17 protein-coding genes and 1 pseudogene are annotated in these 21,254 nt (G+C 54.5%); 11 read left to right on the top strand and 7 right to left on the bottom strand.

From position 1 onward, the window contains the following. Nucleotides 1-241 precede the first annotated feature (241 nt). On the top strand, nt 242-1,573 hold the full coding sequence (locus OZ656_RS19830) for a DEAD/DEAH box helicase (RefSeq protein WP_222179713.1): 1,332 nt from the start codon (nt 242-244) through the stop codon (nt 1,571-1,573). Nucleotides 1,574-1,674: 101 nt separating this feature from the next. On the opposite strand, the gene OZ656_RS19825 is transcribed toward OZ656_RS19830, so the two are convergent. Further along, nucleotides 1,675-2,388, bottom strand: a complete 714-nt coding sequence (locus OZ656_RS19825; RefSeq protein ID WP_286893860.1) for an OmpW family protein — start codon at nt 2,386-2,388, stop codon at nt 1,675-1,677. A gap of 157 nt (nt 2,389-2,545) precedes the next feature. Then, a complete protein-coding gene (locus OZ656_RS19820; RefSeq protein ID WP_113879339.1) occupies nt 2,546-3,016 on the bottom strand; it encodes a helix-turn-helix domain-containing protein in 471 nt (156 codons plus the stop codon). 89 nt (nt 3,017-3,105) lie between these two features. Between OZ656_RS19820 and OZ656_RS19815 the strand changes: the two genes are divergently transcribed. Beyond that, the gene (locus OZ656_RS19815; RefSeq protein ID WP_286714215.1) at nt 3,106-4,218 is read left to right on the top strand and encodes an NADH:flavin oxidoreductase; all 1,113 of its coding nucleotides are present in this window, start codon (nt 3,106-3,108) and stop codon (nt 4,216-4,218) included. A 150-nt stretch (nt 4,219-4,368) separates the two neighbouring features. Further along, nucleotides 4,369-4,680, top strand: a complete 312-nt coding sequence (gene bamE / locus OZ656_RS19810) for an outer membrane protein assembly factor BamE (protein WP_041655220.1) — start codon at nt 4,369-4,371, stop codon at nt 4,678-4,680. Nucleotides 4,681-4,704: 24 nt separating this feature from the next. Here bamE and OZ656_RS19805 read toward each other — a convergent pair whose 3' ends face one another. Continuing rightward, on the bottom strand, nt 4,705-5,343 hold the full coding sequence (locus OZ656_RS19805) for a TetR family transcriptional regulator (protein WP_113879338.1): 639 nt from the start codon (nt 5,341-5,343) through the stop codon (nt 4,705-4,707). Nucleotides 5,344-5,512: 169 nt separating this feature from the next. Between OZ656_RS19805 and OZ656_RS19800 the strand changes: the two genes are divergently transcribed. The 5 genes from OZ656_RS19800 (at nt 5,513) to OZ656_RS19780 (ending at nt 10,866) form a co-directional block, all read left to right on the top strand. After that, nucleotides 5,513-7,096, top strand: coding sequence for a flavin-containing monooxygenase (locus tag OZ656_RS19800; RefSeq protein WP_379944853.1), 1,584 nt, complete (start codon nt 5,513-5,515; stop codon nt 7,094-7,096). 204 nt (nt 7,097-7,300) lie between these two features. Further along, a complete protein-coding gene (locus tag OZ656_RS19795; protein WP_379944852.1) occupies nt 7,301-8,443 on the top strand; it encodes a sterol desaturase family protein in 1,143 nt (380 codons plus the stop codon). Nucleotides 8,444-8,538: 95 nt separating this feature from the next. Then, nucleotides 8,539-9,537, top strand: coding sequence for a 23S rRNA pseudouridine(2604) synthase RluF (rluF, locus tag OZ656_RS19790; RefSeq protein ID WP_379944851.1), 999 nt, complete (start codon nt 8,539-8,541; stop codon nt 9,535-9,537). Nucleotides 9,538-9,622: 85 nt separating this feature from the next. Further along, nucleotides 9,623-10,255, top strand: coding sequence for a MarC family protein (locus OZ656_RS19785; protein WP_022991362.1), 633 nt, complete (start codon nt 9,623-9,625; stop codon nt 10,253-10,255). A 35-nt stretch (nt 10,256-10,290) separates the two neighbouring features. Continuing rightward, nucleotides 10,291-10,866 (top strand): gamma-glutamylcyclotransferase, encoded by a 576-nt coding sequence (locus tag OZ656_RS19780; protein ID WP_379944850.1) that lies wholly within the window; start codon nt 10,291-10,293, stop codon nt 10,864-10,866. Here the strand turns inward: OZ656_RS19780 and OZ656_RS19775 are convergent. Together OZ656_RS19775 and OZ656_RS19770 are read right to left on the bottom strand one after the other, a co-directional pair. Then, a complete protein-coding gene (locus OZ656_RS19775; RefSeq protein ID WP_379944849.1) occupies nt 10,791-11,750 on the bottom strand; it encodes a DMT family transporter in 960 nt (319 codons plus the stop codon). The two genes, OZ656_RS19780 and OZ656_RS19775, sit on opposite strands and share 76 nt — an antisense overlap. A gap of 734 nt (nt 11,751-12,484) precedes the next feature. Next, the gene (locus OZ656_RS19770) at nt 12,485-13,096 is read right to left on the bottom strand and encodes a hypothetical protein (protein WP_379944848.1); all 612 of its coding nucleotides are present in this window, start codon (nt 13,094-13,096) and stop codon (nt 12,485-12,487) included. A gap of 512 nt (nt 13,097-13,608) precedes the next feature. Here OZ656_RS19770 and OZ656_RS19765 point away from each other — a divergent pair. Together OZ656_RS19765 and OZ656_RS19760 are read left to right on the top strand one after the other, a co-directional pair. Further along, nucleotides 13,609-15,198, top strand: a complete 1,590-nt coding sequence (locus OZ656_RS19765) for a hypothetical protein (protein WP_379944847.1) — start codon at nt 13,609-13,611, stop codon at nt 15,196-15,198. Between the two features lie 345 nt (nt 15,199-15,543). Beyond that, nucleotides 15,544-16,560, top strand: a pseudogene (locus OZ656_RS19760) (patatin-like phospholipase family protein); the annotation flags it as partial. Nucleotides 16,561-17,152: 592 nt separating this feature from the next. Here OZ656_RS19760 and OZ656_RS19755 read toward each other — a convergent pair. After that, nucleotides 17,153-18,705, bottom strand: a protein-coding gene (locus OZ656_RS19755; RefSeq protein WP_379944846.1) for an IS3 family transposase whose coding sequence is annotated in 2 segments (ribosomal slippage) — nt 17,153-18,240 and nt 18,240-18,705 — 1,554 coding nt in all. Because the reading frame shifts where the segments join, the coding sequence is not laid out codon by codon here. A gap of 176 nt (nt 18,706-18,881) precedes the next feature. Here OZ656_RS19755 and OZ656_RS19750 point away from each other — a divergent pair. After that, the gene (locus OZ656_RS19750) at nt 18,882-19,955 is read left to right on the top strand and encodes a hypothetical protein (protein ID WP_379944845.1); all 1,074 of its coding nucleotides are present in this window, start codon (nt 18,882-18,884) and stop codon (nt 19,953-19,955) included. A gap of 200 nt (nt 19,956-20,155) precedes the next feature. Here the strand turns inward: OZ656_RS19750 and OZ656_RS19745 are convergent, their stop codons facing one another. Continuing rightward, a complete protein-coding gene (locus OZ656_RS19745) occupies nt 20,156-21,160 on the bottom strand; it encodes a DUF6635 family protein (protein WP_379944844.1) in 1,005 nt (334 codons plus the stop codon). Between the last annotated feature and the right edge of the window lie 94 nt (nt 21,161-21,254).

Raw genomic sequence — 21,254 nt, 5'->3', positions numbered from 1 at the left:
AAACCACCTATAGCTATTTGCCGGGTGCTCTGTTACCGTGCCTGCATCCTGCCTCTAGGGATTCCGCAGTTTCCGGCTTAAAGCCGCCTTGCGAACCATTTCATACGACCTGTCAGAGGACGTCACCCCGAACCCGGCGAGTGACCGTAGTCGTCTTTTATTCCATGACTTTCATGGCATCTGCCCGCATTCGCCGACGACGGTGTTCGTGGAGGCAGAATCAATCAAGAGTACATCGTATATGAGTTTTTCTTCTCTCGGTTTGTCCGAGCAGCTGGTCCGTGCCACCGCCGATCAGGGTTATGAAACCCCGTCTCCCATCCAGCAGCAGGCGATTCCTGCGGTGCTGTCTGGCAAAGATGTAATGGCCGCGGCCCAGACCGGCACCGGTAAAACCGCTGGTTTTACCCTGCCTTTGTTGCAGCGCCTGGCGGAAAATCCCCGCACTGGCAAAGGCCCCCGCGCCCTGATTCTCACACCCACCCGTGAGCTGGCCGCCCAGGTACACGATAGCGTGAACCTTTACAGCAAATACGTACCCACCAAGGCCGCTGTGGTTTTTGGTGGTGTAAAGATCAACCCGCAGATGATGAAGCTGCGCAAGGGCCTGGACGTACTGGTGGCCACACCGGGCCGTTTGATGGACCTGTACCAGCAGAACGCGGTGCGCTTCAACGAAGTGGAAATCCTGGTGCTGGACGAAGCCGACCGCATGCTCGACATGGGCTTTATCCGCGATATTCGCAAGATCCTGGCGTTGCTGCCGGCCAAGCGCCAGAACCTGCTGTTCTCCGCCACCTTCTCCAACGAAATCCGTACCCTGGCCCAGGGCCTGCTGGATAACCCGGTGCAGGTGGAAGTGGCGGCCCGTAACACCACCGCCGAGAAAGTGAAGCAGTCCGTTTACCCGGTTGACCAGAGCCAGAAGACAGCCTTGCTGAGCAAGCTGGTGCGTGACAACGACTGGGATCAGGTACTGGTTTTCACCCGTACCAAGCACGGCGCCAACCGCCTGACCCAGAAGCTGGAGAAAGACGGTATCACGGCTGCCGCCATTCACGGCAATAAGTCCCAGGGTGCCCGTACCCGTGCCCTGGCGGATTTCAAAGCCGGTGAAGTGCGCGTACTGGTCGCCACCGACATTGCTGCCCGTGGCCTGGATATCAAACAGCTGCCGCAAGTGGTGAACTTTGAACTGCCGAACGTGCCGGAAGATTACGTGCACCGCATTGGTCGTACCGGCCGTGCCGGTGAAAGTGGCCATGCCCTGTCACTGGTCAGTGCTGACGAAGGCAAGCTGCTGGCGGGTATCGAGAAGCTGATCAAGAAGCAGCTTCCGCGCAAGGAAGTGGAAGGCTTCGAGCCGAAAAACAACCTGCCGCTGAAGCCCAAGGCCAAAGCAGACCCGAGCAAGGCGCGGAATCGTCGCCCTCAGGGTGGCAATGGTAAGAGCTTTGGCCCGAAGCCGGCTGGTCGTAGCGGCGGTCGTGGCCGTGGTGGTCAGGGCGAAGGACAAGGCCGTGGCCAGGGGCAGGGTAGAAGTGGTCGCCCGGCTCAACGCCAGAGCGCCTGAAAACCGTTTCTCCTGACATAAAAAAGGCGGGGCCGAAGCCCCGCGCAGGAGAACGCACCATCCGGTAGCCGACAGACCGTGGGAGCTACCGGGAGTGCGGATCAGAACTTGTAGGTGAAACCTACCATGTAGACCATGGGGTCGATTTCGACTTCGAATTCGTCGGTTTCTGCCAGTTTGGTTCCGTTGGCATCAAACACATCGACTCTGGCGTCGGTGTTGATGTCGGCCCACCAGATCGCGGCGTTCAGACCGAAGTTCTCGCTCAGCATGTAATCCATGCCTACTTCAACGGCGACGCCAACGCTGTCGTCCAGTTCCAGCTCGCTGGATGCCACGTTCAATGCAGCGTCCAGATTGCTGCTGGTTTTCTCTTCGAAGAACACGGTGTAGTTCACACCCACGCCTGCGTACGGCTGGAAAGCGGAAGAGCTCGCCATCGGGAAATACTGCAGCGTGAGGGTAGGTGGCAGATGCTTGGTCTCACCAAGCTTGAGGTCGCCGGGCAGGTCGCCGCCACCGTTAATGTTGTGTTTGAACGGGGTTGCACCCAGTACGCCCAGGCCCAGGTGATTGGTCACCATGTATGTTGCACGCAGGCCCAGCTGGGTGTTGGTGTCAACGCTGACCTTGGAATCCACGCCAGCTCCCAGCAGCGGTGCGCCGCCTACGGTGATGGAATCACTGGAGTCATCCGGCGCGACATGAACCGCACCCGCACGCAGAACAAAATCACCCGCTTCAAAAGCCTGAGCTGCAGGAGCCACTGCCATTACGGCCGCAGCCAGAACACTGAGTTTAAAACCACGAGACATAGCCATCTCCTTATCCATGAAAGATCGATGGCTTAAATGTAATGACATCCGGACAGGCAATCTTGATTTAGCGCAAGAAATGGCGGAAGGCAGCGCGACTGGCCAATAAGTCTTGATTCAACTCAAGAAAAGGTGGGAATGCGGCTATTGCGGATGGTCAGCCCTGGGCTTCGTCGAGGGGATTGTCTTCATCGCTGGGCACAAATACGTCCCGAATGGACAGGGGCTGACCCTGGGTATTCTGCACGGTGACTGGCTGTATTGGCTGGCCGCTATCGCGGTCCCGTAGGTCCAGGGGCTGGCCGTCCGGAGACGGGTTCCACTTGTCGCCCCACTGGCGCAGAGCCACCACCACCGGGAACAGGTCGCGGCCTTTCTCAGTGAGCCGGTACTCAAAGCGTGAGCCGTGCTCACCCACATCTACTTTGCGCAAGACTTCGTTGTCCACGAGCTTGGCCAGGCGGTCACACAGAATGTTCTTGGCAATCCCCAGTTGCTGCTGAAAATCCACAAACCGGCGGGTGCCGTACATAGCGTGCAGCACAATCAGCAGCGACCACCAGTCCCCCACTTCATTCAGGGCGCGGGCGACGGAGCAGTTGGAGTCATCAAAACGTTTTCTGGCCATGTAGGGGAGTGTACCGAATAGGGTTGCATTTTGAAACCGGATTTAATAGGGTTGCTTTACGAAACCAAATTGATGAGGTTGCACATCACATGAGTATGAATCTTGGTCCTTTGTTCGAGCCGTTTGAACTTCATAACCTCAAGCTGCGCAACCGCGTAGCCATGGCGCCGATGACCCGCAATTTCTCGCCTAAGGGTGTACCCGGTCAGGATGTGGTGGACTACTATCGCCGCCGCGCCGAGGCAGGTGTTGGCCTGATCATTACCGAAGGCACTGTCGTGAATCATGCTGCTGCCAACGGTTACCCGAACGTACCGGCCTTCTATGGCGACGAAGCCCTGGCGGGCTGGAAGAAAGTGGTGGATGCCGTGCACGAAGCCGGCGGCGCCATTTTCCCGCAACTGTGGCACGTGGGCGCGGTACGCAAGGAAGGTATCGAGCCGGATCCCTCTGTTCCCGGTTACAGCCCTTCAGGCCTGTTTGCGCCTGGCAAGCCCAACGGCAAGGCCATGACCAGAGAAGACATTCAGGACGTGATCAAGGCCTTCGGTGATGCCGCCCAGGACGCCAAGGCTCTGGGCTTCGACGGTGTGGAAATCCACGGCGCCCACGGCTATCTGCTGGATCAATTCCTGTGGGAAGGCACCAACCAGCGCGACGATGAGTACGGCGGCAGCCTGGAAAACCGCCTGCGCTTTGTGGTGGAAATCGTCGAGGAAGTGCGCCACCGCGTGGGCCCGGATTACCCGATCATGCTGCGCTTCTCTCAGTGGAAGCAGCAGGACTACGAAGCGAAACTGGTGAACAGCCCCGAAGAACTGGAGCGCTTCCTGAAGCCTCTGGTGGATGCCGGTGTCGACATCTTCCACGCTTCCACCCGCCGCTTCTGGGAACCGGAGTTCGAAGGTTCCAATCTGAACCTGGCCGGCTGGACCCAGAAGATCACCGGCAAACCGACCATGTCGGTTGGCAGTGTGGGCCTGACCGAAGACTTCATCAGCGGTACCTTCGCCAGCAAGAAAGAGTCGGTGGAGCAGTCTGGCATCGATGAGCTGGTTGAGCGCATGACCAACCATGAATTCGAACTGATCGCCGTTGGCCGCGCCCTGCTTCAGGACCCTGAATGGCTGGTGAAAGTGAAAGAAGGCCGCCTGAACGAAGTGGAAGCCTTCGCCAGGAAGTCTCTGGCCAAACTCTACTGATCGAACCTACCCCTTCGATCGTGCCTGCCGCGCGCCCTCGGGCCCGCGGCTTTTTTGTGTCTTAAATCTGTCCGGTTCGTAATCGCAGCAATCGCCAGAAACGCTATGCTGTAGGCAGATTGTTGCTATTCACCAGACAAGGAGTTGGATATGGCTTTGATGCGTCATCTTAAACTGGCTGGGCTGGCTGCGGTATTGGTCACCCTGGTGGGTTGCGCCAGCGTTGGCCGGGATTTTGCGACTCATAATGTCGACCAGATAACGATCGGTGAGACGACCCGCGCCGAGATACAGGAGATGTTCGGTGAGCCCTGGCGCACCGGTATTGAAGACGGCAAGCGCACCTGGACTTACGGCAAGTATCGCTGGTCCGCCTTTGGTGACGACGAAACCACGGATCTGGTGGTCCGTTTCAATAACGACGGCACGGTATCCTCTTACGTATACAACACTACCGAATAAAAGCTCCCGGGCGCCGGCCTGACCTCAGTCAGCGGCCGGCGCCTGTTTCAGCGCCAGAATCTGCCCGGAATCCAGTTCCTCAATTAATGCCCCCCGGAACTGCCGGTTGATGAACCGCTCCGTTTCCACCTGAATCCGCTCCCGCTGCTCGGGCTTCTCGATATAGTCCATGGCCCGGAACAGGATGTAGCGGATGGTCATGTTGGAAATCTCCTGTACCACCACCTCATCGACACCGGGCACCAGCCCGCGTTCCAGAATATCCTCGGCCATTTCCCGGGCGCTGGCGTCCAGCTGTGCTTCGAGAGCCCGGCGTAATACGGGCGACGGGCCGTGCAGTTCCCTGACAGCCACCGTGGTTGCCGCGGGGTTGGCCAGAAAGTAGTGGTACACAAAGGTGACGGTGTCGTGGGAGGCCTGTTCCGAGGAATCCGCCATCTGCCGCAACTGCCGCACGCCGGCTTTCATGTCCTCGGCGATATACCCCAGCACTTGCAAACCGAATTCGTCCAGATTGCGGAAGTGCCGGTAAAAGGTGTTCGGGTTTAACCCCGCCTCCCGGGCCAGTTCCCGCAGGCCCAGTGAGGTCAGGCTGCGGCTTTGGGTAATCAGCCTCAGTGCGGCCTGAACCAGTTTCAGTTTTCCGCCGGCAAGTCGTTGCATCGAGTCGTGTTTCCTTTGGGCATTGGGCCAACAACCTGTCACTCAGGGCCATTCCTGTGTGCGCGGGTATACAGGTGTCTACTTTGACCGGTATACATGTGTCTACTGGTCATGATGACCACACCGACAACAACAGGCAAGGCCCTTCAGGCCACACAGGAGTGCAGCAATGAAACAAACCGCCAAGATCGCCATTATCGGCACCGGATTTTCCGGCCTGGGCATGGCCATCAAGTTGAAAGCGGCCGGCTTTGACGACTTCGTGATTCTGGAGCAGAGCGACAATGTCGGCGGCACCTGGCACGATAACCATTACCCGGGTTGCGCCTGCGATGTTCAATCTGCGCTGTATTCCTTCTCTTTTGAGCAGAATCCGAACTGGACCCGCATGTTTGCTCCCCAGCCGGAGATTCAGGCGTACCTGCGGCATTGCGCCGAGAAATACGGCCTGATGGATCACATTCGTTTCAACACCCACGTAGCTGGTGCCCGTTGGGATGAGGCCACCTCGGGCTGGGTTGTGGAAACCTGCAACAGTGCAAAACTCTGGGGCTACATGGAAAAGAAAGGTTTGAAGCCCGGGGATGAACTGGACCGCAGCGACAAGGCCCTGCCGCCAATCCGCAAGCTGCGAAGTGGGATTCTGGTGTCCGGCATGGGCGGCCTGAGCACCCCCGCGTATCCGGAGATCAAGGGCATAGACACGTTCACAGGGGCCAGTTTCCATTCCCAGAACTGGGACCATGACTACGATTTTCGTGGCAAGCGGGTGGCGGTTATCGGCACCGGTGCCTCAGCTATCCAGTTCGTGCCGGAAATTGCCAAAGAGGCCGCCCATCTGGACCTTTACCAGCGTACGCCGCCCTGGATCATGCCTAAGCCTGACCGGGAAATCCGGCCATTGGAACGGGCCATGTTCCGTCGGTTCCCGCAAACCCTGAATGCGTTCCGCCAGAGCATTTACTGGATGCTGGAAGCCCGGGTGCTTGGCTTCGTGGGTAACCCGCGCATTCTGAAAGTCGGTGAGTTACAGGCCCGTCGACACATCCGCAACCAGATCAAGGACAAGGAACTGCGCAAGAAAGTGACGCCGGATTTCCATTTCGGCTGCAAGCGGGTGCTGATCTCCAACAACTACTACCCGGCCCTGGACCAGGAGCACGTGGACGTACTGACGGAGGGCGTTCGCGAAGTGAAAGGTAACACCATCATCGACAACAATGGCACCGAGCGCCCGGTGGATTGTATTGTCTATGGCACCGGCTTCAAGGCCCAGGAACCCATTCCCCGGGGCATGATCTTCGGCCGTGGGGGCCAGGATCTGCTCGACGCCTGGCGTGAGGGCGCGGAAGCCTACAAAGGCACCACCGTGGCCGGCTTTCCAAACTTCTTCATGCTGATGGGCCCCAACACCGGGCTGGGCCACAGCTCCATGGTGTACATGATCGAGTCCCAGGTGCAGTACGTGCTGGATGCCATCAAGAAGATGGACCATCGAGGCTGGAAGAGCGTGGAAGTGAAAGAGGATGCCTACAGTCAGTACAACGCCTCCATTCACGCCAAACTGGGCGACTCCGTGTGGCAGACCGGTTGCAAGAGCTGGTACGTGAACGAGAACGGCAAGAACACCACCTTGTGGCCAGGCTTCACGTGGCAGTTCCGGAAGCAGACCCGACGGTTTGATGCCGAGCAGTATGTGTGTGAATCGGCGGAGGTGATGGAGCAGGGTGGGGAGCCGGCGTTGGCTGGTTAAAACGGTAGATAATTATAGCGCCCGAGTCAGGATGCTTCGGGCGCTATGAGGTTGAGGTAAGCCACACCACCCCAACGAGTGGTTGGTAGTTTTCGCGTTCCTGAAATACCATATGCACCCCGATCCACTGGAACACGGATCATGAACTGGCGCTCTTGGTTATTCGGCGCTTGTTGCTAAGCCTGAAATTTCAGCAGGGAACGCATGAATACGGAACAGGATACCGATTACCAGTACCGCGAGCGGGTGGTAGTGCCCCGCCCGGACAAAGAACTTCGCTTTCGGAACGGACGAATCCCCGGGTATTTTTCGATATTTCTCGGTGGCTTGAGCCTGGCGGCGGTGCTCGCCTACCTGTTCCCTTCCTATCTGACCACCACTGATCTTCGTGCCGCGTATGATGCCGAGGTGCTTCAGGATGTCCTGAAGTACGGTATGTGGTTCTCCCTGTTTTTCGGCATTACCACCTTCATTCTTGATCGGCGCAAACGGCTTGGCGCTGCAGGTATTGCCATGACGCTGATCGCGTTTGCCCTGGGTGGCTACAACGTCCCGGTCGGGCCGGTGGAGCCGAAACCATTGTCGCTCGGCGTGGACTGGCTGATTCTGGCCTTTCTGGGTTCCACCATTGTCTTTACCAGCCTGGAGAAGCTCTTTCCGAAGTATCGGGAGCAGGTCATCTTGCGGGATCAGTGGGGGCTGGATTTCTTTTACTTCTGCCTGAATCACCTGCTGATCTCAGCGGTTCTGCTGTTTGGTAACTTCCTGGTAACGCGCTTTGAATGGGTGGCCAGCGACAGTCTTCAGGCGGCTATCCAGAGCACGCCGCTATGGCTGCAGGTGGTTCTGCTGATTCTGGTGGCCGACTTCGTGCTGTATTGGGAGCATCGGGTATTCCATGAAGTCCGGCGGTTGTGGCTGTTCCATGCCGTCCACCATTCGGTGGAAACCATGGACTGGCTGGCCGGTTCCCGTGCGCATGTGGTTCAGATATTTATTGAGCGTGGGTTGGTTATGCTGGCCCTGTATCTGCTCGGCGCCAGCAAGGAAGCGCTGGATATCTACGTCACGTTTGCCGCGTTGCAGGCCATCATCATTCACAGCAATCTCAATGTGCCCTGGGGGCCGCTCAAGTACCTGTTGGTAACGCCGCAGTTCCACCACTGGCACCACAGCTCAGAGAAGCCGGCCATCGATACCAATTATTCAGCACACACGGTGCTCTTTGACCGGCTGTTCGGCACCTATCATTTCCCGAAAGCGCACTGGCCAGCGGAGTATGGCACGACCCAGAAACTGCCGGGTTCCTATCTGGGGCAGCTGTTCTATCCGTTCCGCAGGCGGTGACCGGCAGTTGCTGTCACGGTGATGCAATGGGATGATGCGCGGGTTGCGTGCTGCCCGGTACGCATTCAACCATCATCTGAAACCGGCAGGATGTCATGGCCAACCGAACCTCAACCCGACTGAACAAATACATCAGCGAGAGCGGTATGTGCTCCCGTCGGGATGCCGACCGGTACATCGAGCAGGGCAACGTGCACATCAACGGCCGCCGGGCCCAGGTGGGCGATCAGGTATTGCCCGGAGATGTGGTGAAGGTCAACGGCCAGGTGGTGGAGCCGAGAGACGAAGAAGATCTGGTGTTCATTGCCCTGAACAAACCGGTGGGTATTGTCAGCACCACCGACAGCGCGGAGAAAGACAACATCCAGCGTTTTGTCGGCCACAGTGAACGGATTTTCCCCATTGGCCGGCTCGACAAGGATTCCCAGGGGCTGATTTTCCTGACCAGCAATGGCGATCTGGTGAACAAGATCCTGCGCGCCGGCAATAATCACGAGAAGGAATACCTGGTCACGGTCGACAAGCCGGTCACCCGGGAATTCGTAGAGGGAATGAGTAACGGTGTGCCCATTCTGGGGACCATGACCAAGCGCTGCAAGGTCGAAAAGGTGTCCCGGTTTGTGTTCCGCATTACCCTGGTTCAGGGCCTGAATCGCCAGATTCGCCGTATGGCGGAGTACTTTGGCTACGAGGTGCCCAGGCTGGAGCGGGTGCGCATCATGAACGTCAGTCTGCAGGGGTTGCCGGTGGGTGCCTGGCGGGATCTGACGGAGAAGGAACTGGCGGTACTGTTCGATGCCATCCGGGATTCCTCGTCCGAGGCCACGGAGTCTGCTGGCAGCAAGCCCCGGAAGAAGCCGGCGGGTGCGAGGGGCGCTCGCCCGGGGCCCGGTGGCAAACCGGCGCGGGGTGGCGCAAAAGCTGGCGGGAAGTCACCGGCTGGTAAAGGGCGAAAAGGCCCCGGTTCCGGGCCCGGTAAACGGCCCTCTGGTAAACCCGGTGGCGGCCCAAAGCCGGGTGGTCGTGGTCCGGGCTCCAAGGGTAAGCCATCGAAACCGGGCAAGCCCCGCAAGCCGTCCATCAAGAAGCGTTGAGTACCCATAGGTTCTCTTCCTTACGGCAAAAAAGCCTTTCGGGCGCTATGCTTACCGGCCTTAACCCTGTGCCGGATTTGCCCGAATGTTTGAAACGTTTTTCTCTACCTATCTCAGCAGCACCATCCGATTCCTGTTCCTGCTGGCGCCGTTTTTCGTGGTCACCATGTTCCTGGCCCTCACCCGGGGGCTCTCGATGGCGGAGAAAACCTCCATCATTCGTCGGGCCTGTGTCTCGGCCTTTATTCTGGGTGTGATCCTGTTCTTCGCCGGCCCGCTGTTGTTCAACGCCATTGGCATCACCCTGAACTCCTTCCGCATCGGTGCCGGTAGTCTGCTGTTCCTCACCGCCATCAGTCTGGTGAACAGTGGCACTCGTAACCACGCCACCGGGCTGCCCGAAGAGGATCGGGATGACATCGCGGTGGTGCCCCTGGCGATTCCTGTCATGATTGGTCCGGCGACCATTGGTGCCATCATGGTTTACGGCGCCGAGCTTAAAGCGGTGCCGGAAGTGGCCGGCGGTCTGCTGGGCCTGGTGTCGGGCTTGCTGATTCTGGCGGGATTGCTTCGCTTGTCCGGTTATCTGGAGAAAGCGTTGGGCAAGACCGGCCTGAACATTATGTCGAAGATCAGCGGCCTGATTCTTTCCGCGATGGCGGCAGAAATCGTGCTGACCGGTATTGCCGGCTTCATTGCCAGTACCTCGGGCGCCTGAGACAATCCGGTCGTTATTTCTGGATGGGATGAGTCATGCCCGCGAACACCATTGAGCATAATCGCAGCCGGTTCAATTTTGATGGCATCGAGGCCATCTGGCTCTTCGGCTATGGCTCGCTGATCTACAAAGTGGATTTCCCGTTCCTGGAGCAGCGCCCGGCTGCCATTCGCGGTTGGGCTCGTCGGTTCTGGCAGGGTTCTCATGATCACCGTGGCACCCCCGAAGCGCCCGGGCGGGTGGTCACGCTGATTGAGCAGCCTGATGCCCTATGCAAGGGCGTGGCCTACCGGGTGTCACCCAACGTCTTCGAGTATCTGGATGTGCGGGAAAAGAACGGCTATCTGCGCTTCAGTACCACCATGACCTTTGACGATGGCAGTCATGCCGAAGGGTTGGTGTACATCGCTACGGAAGACAATGAGGCCTTTCTGGGCGAGGCACCGGAAGCAGATATTGCGCGGCAGATTGCCCTCGCCACGGGGCCTAGCGGCCCCAATTCGGAGTATTTGCTCAGGCTGGCCGATTCGCTGCGTCAGCTGGGCGATGATTGCTCACACACCTTTGCCATCGAGGCCTGTCTCCGGGCTGACGAATCGCCAGCCTCTTGAGTCGTTTCCTGCTCGGTCGGGTTGAATCCCCGGGCGGGTGACCGCTTCCGGTGCCGCAGGCCAATCAGTACCAGCGGCACCACAATCATCAGGCTGCCCGCCAGGAACCACAGGTCGGGTACCTCACCAAACCAGATCCAGCCAATGGCGACCGCCCAGATCAGCCCGGTGTATTCGGCGCTGGTGACCTGGTTGGCATCTACCTGCCGGTAGGCCAGCAACACGGTGATGTTGTAGCCCAGGATGAACAGGGCGGAACCGGCGGCGCTGATCAGGATTTGCGGGTTCCAGGCTGCGCCTTCCCAGAGTGCCAGGGCGGCGGCCGCCGGGACGATCAGCAGGTAGTTCAGAAACAGTTTGTGGGCGGTGGTTTGCTCCTTGGGCAACTGGCGCACCATGACGGCGTTGATGGCCAGGGCGAAGGCAGAGCCGAGGGCGGCGATGACGGCCCAGTTGAAGTCCACCGGTCGCAGGATGACGATGATGCCGGCAAAGCCGCTGAACACAGCAGTCACACTGAGCGGCGTCAGTTTTTCTCTGAAGAATACGGCGGACAGTACCATCACCAGGATGGGCGCGGCGTAGAACAGGGCGTTGGCGGTGGCCAGTGGCAGGTTGGTCAGTGCCACCACCATGCAGACGATGCCGACCAGATGGATGTGCGCGCGGATGGCGTGGACTTTCAGGCCGCCGAGGAGGTTGCTGCGGTCCAGTTTGCGGGCGAGCGGGAGCAGGAACACCAGGGTGAGGACGCAGCGCAGGAAGGCGAACTGGAAGACGGGGGCGCCGGGGTCCAGGAGTTTGATGAAGACGTCTGAGAGTATGGCCATGGCGTTGCCGATGACCAGCAGCAGAATGGCGCTGTTGACGGTTTTGCCTGACACTGTGGTGCTCCTTTTCCTGAAATCCGCTAACTTGAGTGCACGGGTGTGTCGGCGGACTTGCTTCCGAAAACCGCTGCTAGTACATCCCTGTACGCTTGTCTCCGCCATCCATGGCTACGAACATTTTCGGAAGCAAGTCCGCCGACACACCCCCTGACCTTGTGTCAGTCCAACGTTAAGGTGAGATCTGGTGGGCTTTGAAATCAGATACTTGCGGCGGGGTCACCAAAATTGGGATTTTGGGTGACCGTGATTAGGCGAGATTTCTCATGACTTTCCATGGATAGCACGAGATTTTCTAAAAAGCTAAATTAAAACATTAGGTTATTTATGAAGGTGAACAGATTTAGCACCAAAAAGAGGGTAGGTAAAGCGTTAGTTGCGTTATCCTCGGTTTCGGAACTTAGGGGAACTTAGGGAGTGAAAAACCGAACGAATTTGTAGCCGGATGAGTGATTTGCCAGGGGAAGTGTTGAGCAAGCGTCTGGACATCAAACCATGTCAGGAATGGCCTGTTTTTCAGTTGTAAAGAAAACGGAATTACTCTGAACATGGAATTTTGGTCCATCTAAAACTGAAAAATGAACTTCTCTTGGTAAGCGTGTCACACCCAAGCCTACCTTTTAGAAATTGCGCGGTAACGGGTAGAACCCGTTTCATCGCTTCTGTTAGGCCTCACACTGCGCTCAATCGAAATCGTCGAGACGCGGCGTCGCTCAGGGAAACTAAGCCCATCACTGACGTGATTTCTGTTTCAGCTGCTCAAAGAAATCTTTGCCACGTTGAGTAAACAACCTGATCGTCTCATCCGGTAGCGTTGATTCACATATTTTGACGTTATTAAAGGCCTCAGCCGCGTGCCTCATTAGGAACGGGAGATTCTCTCGAGCTGGTGCAATGTAGATCGAGACAAGGCAATTTTGGAGCGCTATTCCCGCCTCAAACAAAACGCTCGATGCAATTGGTTTTGGGTATAGTAAGAGAAAGCATCGGCTATCTCTGATCGCCTCTACATCATCGTTTGCCGAAAGAGACCCGTCATCGAAATCGGCTCTCTGTTCAATCTTTCTTCCCGCCCAATAGACGTGATATCCCAAGCTGTTCTCGAGGTAATTGACAACGGCTGCAACCTTGTCATGGTCCTCTTTGATCTCATCATCACTGTCAAACGCCGCCAGTGGCGCTGACACGAATACATCGTACCGATGCGAGCGGCGCTTTGCATATGGACTTGAAGAATCCCTGGGGTCCTGTTTGGGAGGACGCCTGCCAAGCCAATGCCCCATAAGTGCCGCAAGAACGGTTGCCACGGCTCCAATTATTGCGGCAAATATCTGAGGTTCCATTGAGATTGCCTCGTCTCGTCTGTATAGGTCAGATAGCAGTGACGCCTGACATCAGTGTTATTGGACGCCAACGGAGCACTGCGCAGTAGGCGCCCCGTTGACCATGCACCACAAAGGAAAAAGTTTATGAACTTTTAACATAGCACCCACCGTCGTTCTTGTGGAATCGATTGGCACGCCCACAGCCTGTAAATCTAAAGCATCGACAAGCAGGGCGAGGTTTTGCTGCCCAAAGAAATCAAAGTCCGCCCGGAACCGTTGTCGTCTCTGCCGGAGCGCTTGCGCAAAGACCTGGTCGTGGGTGTTGAATACATGAATTTCTGCTAGTGGGTCTCTGAACCGTTTGAAGACCATGGCATCAACTTCATTCTGAGACAGGCGCACTAAAGGCGGGCCCCATCCGTGGCGGTAAGACCAAGAACGACCGCATCGATTCCTCCGAGGTGGCGATGCTCCTGTAGGGCTGTTACCTCCCACTGGCCTACCCCTATCTGGAGCCAGGCGGAACATGGGTGCGCTACTTCACTCAAACTTGGTTTTTAATCATCCCGTTGACCACCGAGGTGAGCAAAACACTTTTATTTGTAGCTTCAATAACAACCCGCGCGAACAAAATTGTTTATTTTTTGTTCATTCTGATGTATTGGTATAAAAGGTGTGGAAGGAGCCATGGGTTTATAAAAGGAATTTTTATGAAAATGCTAATTAAAATCGCGCACGTTTTACTCTTTTCTGCCTTTCTTTTTTTCGCTGCTTCGAATGTGCATTCGCAAACCGGTACCGCCGAATCTTTTTCTAGCACAATCATAAAGGGTTTTGCCCAATGGAATGCGTCTCGCATCGAAAACATTGTCCTCAGCAACGGCCTTAAACAAGCAGCAGATGTTGAGGAAGTAGAGCGATTTTTTCCTCTCACAGCAAGCGGCATCAAAACCTACCAGTTTATGAGCGCTAAAGCGCTATTGCCTCTCGTGCAGGACTCCATCCAAGCGGATATTGAGGCATTTTCTCGATTCTTCGGTGAATGTGTGCCAGAGGAAATTAGAGCCATCGAGAATAGCGGCAATGCCGAAAACCAGAGGACAGAGCTCAAAAATAAGCTAGAGAAATTCATCAAAGGAGACGGTTCGGAGAATTTTCTTCTGCAAACAACCGCAGACACCTGTCCGCAGTTAATTGTTGAAGCTGAGAACATGCAGGCCTTCAAAAAAAATGCAATGAATCCCGACCTTACAGTTGTGTCGACCGTAGAAAGCTTGCAAATGTTCAAATCGAAATTGGAGGAAATTGCTCAGAAAGAGGAGAAGAATGTAAAAGATCCGAAGAGCAAGTTGAGCCTTACCAATATCATCGACCAATTGCTTTTGCTGGAGAAACTCAACGATGATGCTCTTTCATACACGACCCGAGTTCATCACCTATTAACAGGCATTGACCGCATCGCAGGTTTTTCAACAGATGAGGACTACCCAAGATACGCTAAATTCCAGCGTGTCGGCCTGTTCTTTGCCGCCTTGGCTGACGCAGGCGAAAGTAAGAATCCAGATGGAGTCGTGAATGCTTTAGATACGTACGTCGATTCACAGGGTGCTTATAACGACAAAAGACTCCCGGGCGGGCTATACGCCAATTACTATGTACCAGTGTCGGCCGCTCCTGGCGAATCTGTTGATCCAATTCCGTACGAAAACTGGACGGTAGGATGGGACATCTACATTTCATCATACTATGGTCCCAGCGCCCACCGATTCATTACTGACGAGAGCGATATTCGGTTTTTCGGCCCCGTGGGTGTAGAGCTGAAATTAGCAAAGTTCAGGACGCCTGAAGGCTGGACGGTACACACGGGCGGCGCATTGGGCGTTAACTATGCACCTGTCGATATCGGTTCTTACATCACTAATGAATTGTCCGATAATGATTACAGTGCAAGTTTTGACGACATACTCGCGCCAAGTTACTTTTTCTCTTATTCGTTTGATAGAGCGCCAGTCGCTTTACTCGGCGGGTATCAAACGAACATCACTGTTTCAGACAATAAAAAAACCAACGCTTGGTTTTTCGCCATCACATTTGATCTGCCCGTATTAAGAGTGTTTTAAGTCCCGATTGGTTCTAAAGGTGGGTTTCTGCCGCCCCCTTTTAAACCCAATCAACTAGGCTTTGTTGCGTTAGGTCGCAAAGCGGAGACTAAGAATGCTCGACCAAAGACTCTGAAGGTTTCTCCATTTTATGCTCGGGAGCGTCATGCCTGGTGTGGCAGCCCATCAGTAGCATCCCCAGTGCCAAAACGGCATATCGCGTTCATGATGACATGCCCCATAGCTCAAACCGCTTATCATCTCGCCATTGATGAGATTCGTTACATCAGATTGGACATAGTTCGTTAAGTAAACTATCAATAAAGTCAATTGGAAAGTGCAGCACTGTTTAAGGGAGCTAAACAGGTGATAGATCGGATAGCACGTCTAAAACGCTCGTTACTTTATTTGTTTACTGCATTGTTACTGGCCTCCGGGAAAGTTTACTCCTCTCAAAACCTGTCGTTAGTGGTCAGCGGCGGCATAAGTTTTGGGTCATATCAGGCTGGAAGCACTTGGGCCATTCTGGCTGCGGCCCGGAATGACGGAAAATCAGATCTCGTTAACTTCACGGGAGCGTCAGCGGGCAATGTGAACGCCATCCTCGGTGCAATCGATTGGTGCAAGAAAGAGTTTCCGTCTAGGCCTGAAGAGAGCCTGCTCTGGGAGCTCTGGACCACAACAGGTATAGAGCAACTCATGACAAGGATTGGCTCAGTAGATGCCGCTTATCAGATGATGTGGCACGCAGAGTCCAAAATACGGTCGGAGTTAAAAGAAGATGCTGAACGCAAAGAGCAAAAAGAGTCTAGATCATTCAGAGAAAACACGGCCATTTCAGATTTTCCATCACTGTTTCAACGATACTACTTTGAAGCCCCCGAAACCGTCCCTAAGAAAGACGGCAAAGAGCTAGTTAAACTCAATCCAAAGAATCCCAAATACGACCCCACCCACCGTCAGAGGGTGGAAATGGCTTTAAATCAACCTGAACTGTTCAGATCGAATTGTACGGTTGATCTCGGCGTCACTGTCACATCGATGTCGCCGGTCGAATATACGCTGCCCAAAAGCGCTATATCAACCGAAGTTCAGCGTCAGGCAATTGTGTTTAGGTTTACTACTAATCACTCTGGCAATGGCTCTTTTAAACTGTTGGATGTAGATCAAGGTAAGGCAGAGGAGGCCTTTCAACGCCTAGGAGTCTTTGCAGAACCTCTACCTGCTGCAAACACGACTATTGTTCCAGTCACAACCGTCATGAAAATTGCGTCCGCCTCTAGCGCGTTTCCCTTCGCGTTTTCACCAGTTAGGATGGAGCTTAAAATTCATAACGCTCCGCGGAATCCAGAACAGGGCGAGGCCTCAAAGGGCGAAGATAACTCAGGAACTCGCTGGCAATGGTTACTTGACGGTGGAGTGTTCGATAACAAACCGTTGTCCCTTTCATTAGACTTGGCAAAGTTGCACTCAAAACGTCTTGACCTTGATCACACGATCTACATTGATCAGGATCGTCGTCGCTTGAGTGTACAAGAAGAGAAGAGCGGAACCAGCGGAATCGAGCACTTTGGTATTAAGGGTTTGATAGGTATGCTGAGCAATACCGCCAGCAGTGCCCGAAAATACGAACTGTTTACGACTGGGCGCTATCTTGTCGATATTCCCGATGATGGATCTGTCGACGCTCCCCTCCAGGCCACAGACCGATACCCCCGCGTCGCGGCGGATCATCTCCAAGCTTTCGGGGCCTTCATGGGCCGACCACTGCGGGAACACGATTTTTATGCAGGGGTGTATGACGGACTATTTTTCTATGCGTCAAACTACGTCTGCAAAGGTTACCTCGATGATGCTCTTGATCGTTGTGTGACTGATTGGATTGGCTCGTCCGAGCTTCTTGAACAATCTGAGGCGGGCCACCTACTGGTCATGAACCCGGTGTTTTTCAAGATAGTTGACACTATTTCTGCATTTAAGCCGCATTTTTCTCTACAGCAGATTTTTCAGGATTCAGTGTCGTTGGCCCAACGGGCTCGCAATTCCTTATCTGACGACCTCCCCAGCGGCTCGGTGTCCGCTGTTTCGCTTGCTCCAGCACACGCTGACGCTGAGCCAGGATAGCAACATCTTCGCCGGTATGACGTTGCTGGGGCGTGACGAACCGCAACTTACTGTGTTTGTGCTCGGTGTTGTACCAAGTCACGAAGCGATCTACCCAGCGCCGTGCATCGCTGAGGCTTTTAAACCCGGATGACGGCCATTCCGGTCGGTATTTCAACGTCTTGAACAGTGACTCCGAGAACGCGTTGTCATTACTGACCCTTGGTCGGCTATACGAGGGTGTGACGCCCAGCTCTTCCATTTTCGCTTTCATAGTCTGGGCCTTCATCGGTGCACCATTGTCAGAATGCAGCACCAGAGGTTGGTGTAGACACTGCTCCCGGAGCAGACAACGCTGCAATAACCCGGCTGCGTAGTCGCCGCTCTCCACCTCGTAGACTTCGTAGCCCACAATTTTCCGACTGTAGACATCTTCAAACATGTACAAGTAATAGAACTGCCCACGGACTGTCGAGGCCAGATACGTAATGTCCCAACTCCAAAGCTCACAAGGCCCGGATGCATGGTGTGTTGTTGCTTCGCGAGAGGGTTTTGGTGCATGACTTTGTCCGCGGTGATGCAATTGGTCGTGCGCTTTCAATATTCGATAAAATGACGATTCAGACGCAAGGTACAGCCCCTCGTCCAACATCGTAGGCACGATTTGAGACGGCGGAAGGCTCTCGTAACGAGCTGAGTTGCAGGTGGACAAGATCCTCTCCTGTTCTTCTTTACTGAGCTTGTTGGCCGGTTCGGGGCGCACCGCTTCCAGGCGCTGATCCGACTGTACCGTGCCTTCACGGTACCAACGACGATAGGTGCGCAGGCTAATACTGGCTTCTTCGCACGCTGCGACCAGGCGCGCACCTGAGACCATGGCTTCCTGAATCAGCTTAACCATTTTTCTGCGCTCCGGGGTCGGGGTCAGTCTTCCCCGCTGTCGTTCTCCCAGAGCGCATCCAGCTTTTTTCGCAGCACCAGCAGTGCCGCTGTTTCTGCCAGAGCCTTTTCTTTGTGGCGCAGTTCACGTTCAAGTTTCTTGATTTGTTTCTGGTCGGCCTGGCTCTTTTTACGCAGCTGTTTTTCCCGTTCTGCACTGCGCTGAAAGCCTTGCAGGGACTCTTCTTTCCAGCGCCGGACTTGCTCGGGGTAAAGGCCTTTCTCCCGGCAATACTGGCTGAGCTCTTCTTCAGACAGCGCGGCTGTCTCAATGACGGTTGCCAGCTTTGCTTCTGCTGACCACTGGTCTGACTTGGCTTTTGAACCGGGCACCGGGCGTCCTTCTTTTCTGGCTTGTGTCCGCCAATTGTAAAGGGTTTGCTCCGAAATGCCTTCTTCCCGCGAAAGGGCGGCTATCGTCATGCTCTGTGGTGGCGATAACTTTGCCAGTACTGCGGCTTTACGTTCTTCGGAATAACGAGGCACTATTAACACCTGAACCGCCCAACTGGTTAAAAATTAAGTAGTGCCAACTATCCTGCCAGAGGGGGAACCTATGCAATTCGGAATTCGACAACCAATGCGGGCAACAAAAAGAGCCTGAAAACTCAGCCGTCAGTCAGGTATTCAGACTCGCTCTCCTAAAGGCTATTCAAAACTCATTGCAGGAGATCCAAGTAACTGCAAATGAAGAGAATGACGCACCTCCCTTTGAAACTGAAACCATCAAAAAAGCCTGCGACGTAGCTGTCAAGAGTCCTTCTTGGCTGCAAGCTCACTCACTTCTCCCTGACGTCGCCAGCAAAGACGGGTTTGTGTGCCTTCTGAGCAAAATCAAACGAAAATTTGAGGCTGATCCTCAGATCAGAGAATTGGTCGCTCCCTCGCTTGGTCTGAAAACTGTAAATTGGAATTCAGTTTCCAGCTGCCTTGTCGACTGGGATCTAAGTGAGTGGCAGGCACTTTCCGATACGGGAGTAACGGTTTGTAGAAGAGGGGAAGCAGGCCGCGGTGAGGAGCGACTCTATCTGAACTCTTATTTCATTGATGAAACCTTCCAGAACCTCATGGCACACCCACGACGTGGATTAAGAGACTTGCAGACCCACCTCACCTGGTGGGCGTGGGCAATTGAGGATTCACTGAATGAGTTTCAAAAGGATGGCAGGGGTGAAATGGCTGTCGATATTTTCTCGATGGCTACAGTTCCCACCTCAAATCTTGGACTTAACGTGCTGGGTTTTGGGCTCCACACGAAAGTGCCAAACACCCTTCCACCCGGTAACTTCTGGCCAAAATTTGGATACCGAGTCGCACAGTTACTACCAAGTCATATGAGTATCGATTCGCGTAACGGAGGCTATGATTTGGTCTGGCAGCCTGGCGTTGTTTTTAAATCGAATAAAAAGGTTTTTGTGAACTTACCCCTGCTCGTCGACCAGCGTGGCCGCGATCCAGCCTGGGGAACCGGCCTTGGCTTTCGACTGTTCAAAGAGGAATTCGTTTGGTCGGGCTTTGATGTCTCGTTCAGCCGGTACAACCAATACACAAATGGAAGCGAATATGCCCATGGGGTAGACGTTGGCTTTTATTTTCTTGGAAACCGCCTTCGCATTGGCATCGGCGCTACCATAGATCGATCCGATCGTTTTGACTCAATGGCATCCCGACGTTTTATGTTTGGGTTATCAGACCCTGGCGGCACCGCGTATTGGTTGGCCCGCATTTTCGATTGAAACTCATTGCAGCCCTACTTAATCTGTCAGAACACGTGGTAGCTGCTATGGCCCGCTGACCCCTGATTTCTTGACAAGGGTTTCCTCCTGCCTCAGGAGAAGTATTCGTCCAGTGGCTTTATGCTCAAACCTTCAGATCTGGGGTTCTACCCTTTTTCCACGTACGTTTTTAAAACAGTTAACTACATTGAATAATCCGCTTACATCTTTCGGCCAACTGTAGTCAGTACATCAATTACGTCGAAGAGTCTGCCGATGTACTTCTCACGGAGCTCAAAATTTGATTCAGCTCCGAGTAAATCATCTTTGACCGCCGCAATAAGTTTTCGAAGGCGTCGTTGATGAACGCCCAATTTCGCCTGTAGAGGATCTGTAAGTATCCCAATGAACGTAGATATCAGGGCTAGAACTACAGCTATCAACGCAGTCACGGCAATAAGCAAACGCAGTGAAACAGTAACCGGCACAAGAGCATAGTAGTAAGATCCAATTGCAGAGCCCAGCCAGAAGTTAGACGCCGCAATAGAATGCGCCAAGGCCGCAGAAGCTGCTGTTCCAGCACCGAGTGTTCCAAACGCGGCTTGGCCAGTTGCAATCTTGCTCGTAACAAGCAAAACGGCATTACCCGCGAGGTCAGCGGAAGCGGTCCGAGTTGCTCCGTATTCGCCCAGTTTGGCTTTAAGCCTTTTCTCAAAATCAGGTTGCTTTGAGAGAGCGACAAATGCATCGAGCTTTTTGTCCAGTAAAAGTCGCAGCGAAGGATCTTTGACGATTTCTTCCATCAACGCATCGTGTTCGCTGCGCTTCCCCCCGTGTTCGTGAGGCAGTTGGAGTAGTTCTGTAACGACGAGCCAACTGATCTGACGATCCATGTCGGTTTCGAGGCCGGGTGGAATTTGGTTGATCCAAGCCCTTAATTTTTTGAGACGCGCTAAACCGGCTAACATTCCTACAAATGCAAGAACGATATTCACCAACGACCAAATAATGTTGATTGGTACCCGAATCACGTCCCATCCCACCGCGTGGGCGTGAATTCCCAGGGAGCCCCGAAATGAGTAGTGCCGCCGGACAAAGTCATCCACTCGCGATTCGCAGCCTTGTATGTAGCGCCTGGCCCCGTTTTCAATCGCATTTTTTATTACTGCGTTGATTTGGTCATCAGTGAAACGCTCAGAGGGAAGATTGTCTTGCTTTACGCTCATGCTGAAATGTCGCCAACTGCTAGTAAGTTTGAAGCTCGAGCATGACTCTGTGTCAGATCCGGCTGAGATTGGAATATACAGCTAGTTTGACTGC

The sequence above is a fragment of the Marinobacter sp. LM1 genome, from assembly GCF_042763285.1.
Lineage (GTDB): Bacteria > Pseudomonadota > Gammaproteobacteria > Pseudomonadales > Oleiphilaceae > Marinobacter > Marinobacter nauticus.
This window is presented reverse-complemented; position numbering and strand designations above follow the sequence as displayed.

What these genes read in the sequence shown, in the direction of transcription:
- OZ656_RS19815 (WP_286714215.1), top strand. Translation starts at nt 3,106, where the DNA reads ATGAGTATGAATCTTGGTCCTTTGTTCGAGCCGTTTGAACTTCATAAC.
- OZ656_RS19805 (WP_113879338.1), bottom strand. Translation starts at nt 5,343, where the DNA reads ATGCAACGACTTGCCGGCGGAAAACTGAAACTGGTTCAGGCCGCACTG.
- OZ656_RS19830 (WP_222179713.1), top strand. Translation starts at nt 242, where the DNA reads ATGAGTTTTTCTTCTCTCGGTTTGTCCGAGCAGCTGGTCCGTGCCACC.
- OZ656_RS19795 (WP_379944852.1), top strand. Translation starts at nt 7,301, where the DNA reads ATGAATACGGAACAGGATACCGATTACCAGTACCGCGAGCGGGTGGTA.
- OZ656_RS19800 (WP_379944853.1), top strand. Translation starts at nt 5,513, where the DNA reads ATGAAACAAACCGCCAAGATCGCCATTATCGGCACCGGATTTTCCGGC.
- OZ656_RS19770 (WP_379944848.1), bottom strand. Translation starts at nt 13,096, where the DNA reads ATGGAACCTCAGATATTTGCCGCAATAATTGGAGCCGTGGCAACCGTT.
- OZ656_RS19745 (WP_379944844.1), bottom strand. Translation starts at nt 21,160, where the DNA reads ATGAGCGTAAAGCAAGACAATCTTCCCTCTGAGCGTTTCACTGATGAC.
- rluF (WP_379944851.1), top strand. Translation starts at nt 8,539, where the DNA reads ATGGCCAACCGAACCTCAACCCGACTGAACAAATACATCAGCGAGAGC.
- bamE (WP_041655220.1), top strand. Translation starts at nt 4,369, where the DNA reads ATGGCTTTGATGCGTCATCTTAAACTGGCTGGGCTGGCTGCGGTATTG.
- OZ656_RS19785 (WP_022991362.1), top strand. Translation starts at nt 9,623, where the DNA reads ATGTTTGAAACGTTTTTCTCTACCTATCTCAGCAGCACCATCCGATTC.
- OZ656_RS19825 (WP_286893860.1), bottom strand. Translation starts at nt 2,388, where the DNA reads ATGTCTCGTGGTTTTAAACTCAGTGTTCTGGCTGCGGCCGTAATGGCA.
- OZ656_RS19820 (WP_113879339.1), bottom strand. Translation starts at nt 3,016, where the DNA reads ATGGCCAGAAAACGTTTTGATGACTCCAACTGCTCCGTCGCCCGCGCC.
- OZ656_RS19780 (WP_379944850.1), top strand. Translation starts at nt 10,291, where the DNA reads ATGCCCGCGAACACCATTGAGCATAATCGCAGCCGGTTCAATTTTGAT.